Source organism: Kitasatospora sp. NPDC007106, from assembly GCF_040634455.1.
GTDB classification, from domain to species: Bacteria; Actinomycetota; Actinomycetes; order Streptomycetales; family Streptomycetaceae; genus Kitasatospora; species Kitasatospora arboriphila.
In genome coordinates, this window is sequence record NZ_JBEYFP010001465.1 from 1 (window position 1) to 1,028 (window position 1,028).

General features: G+C 75.8%; 2 protein-coding genes and 1 pseudogene. 1 reads left to right on the forward strand and 2 read right to left on the reverse strand.

Annotated features, from left to right (window positions below; translation table 11 throughout):
- Nucleotides 1-223 (forward strand): annotated as a pseudogene (locus tag ABZ641_RS39320) (hypothetical protein); the annotation flags it as partial.
- A gap of 49 nt (nt 224-272) precedes the next feature.
- Here ABZ641_RS39320 and ABZ641_RS39325 read toward each other — a convergent pair.
- Both ABZ641_RS39325 and ABZ641_RS39330 read right to left on the reverse strand, forming a co-directional pair.
- Nucleotides 273-644 carry a nuclear transport factor 2 family protein gene (locus ABZ641_RS39325; RefSeq protein ID WP_344621748.1) on the reverse strand — a complete coding sequence of 124 codons (372 nt, stop codon included), beginning with the start codon at nt 642-644 and terminating at the stop codon, nt 273-275.
- Entirely contained in the window at nt 641-943 is a 303-nt protein-coding gene (locus ABZ641_RS39330) for a muconolactone Delta-isomerase family protein (protein WP_344621747.1), read from the reverse strand. Before ABZ641_RS39330 ends, ABZ641_RS39325 begins: the two co-directional genes overlap by 4 nt.
- Nucleotides 944-1,028: the final 85 nt, after the last annotated feature.

Here is a 1,028-nt window from a genome sequence, read left to right on the forward strand (position 1 = left end):
CCTGCGCGAGGGCTTCGCCGCGGCGCTGCGGTCCAGGCCGCGGCCGGACGTGGTGGTGGTCCTGACCGATGGTCAGACCCCGTGGCCGCGGGAGCGGCCCGCCTGCCGCACGGTGGTCGGGCTGTTCCACCGCGAGGGCTCCCCGCGGTCCTGGAACGAGGACGATCCCGACTACGTCCCGGACACGCCTCCGGCCTGGGCCCGGGTGGTGACCGTGGGCTGAGGCCGACCACGGACGGGCGGGGCGGGCGGCCGGCGCGGTGCCCGGGGCGTCAGGGCAGCAGCGACACCTGGTAGTGGCCGATGGACCAGCCGTCGGTCGTCCGGCGGAGCAGGACGCCGAGCTGCACGCTCAGGGTGGGGCGGTCGGTGAAGGCGAAGTCGACGGCGAGCCAGCCGAGGAGGAGGCCGTCGGCGGGGCGGCGGGTCTCCAGGATCCGGTAGTGGGCGGTCATGCCGAGCGGTTGCGCGCGGTAGTAGTCGGCGATGCCGGTGCGGCCGACGGTGTAGGGGTGCAGGCCCTGGAAGATCGCGTCCTCGGTGAAGCAGGCGGCGACCAGCTCGGGTGCGTGGGCGTCGACGGCGGCCTTCCACCGGTCGAGCACGCCGCGCAGGTCCTGCTCGCCGCCGGGTCCGCCGTTCATCGGGCGGCCCCGGGGCCGGGGTCGTTGGGGTGCGGGGTGAGCGGGGTGACGGTGTCCCGGCGCCAGGCCCGCAGCGGCATGGAGGCGAGCAGCTGCTCCAGCTGCTCCGCGTCGGGTGCGTCGAACAGGCCCCAGCTGCGCCACTCCCCCGGTGCCAGCGGCGGTCGCCACAGCCGCACCAGGTGTCCGAGGGCGGCGAGTTCCCGTGCCCGGACGGCCTCCCGTGCCCGCATGTCGGCGACGGCCTCCTCGGACGTGCCGTCGGGGACGGTGGTCACCATGTCGACCAGGAACTCCATCGGCGCCCTCTCCTCCGCATCGCTTCGGAGTATCGACGCCGCGGCGCACCGGGCCCGGCAGCGACACACCACCGCGGCGTCGGCC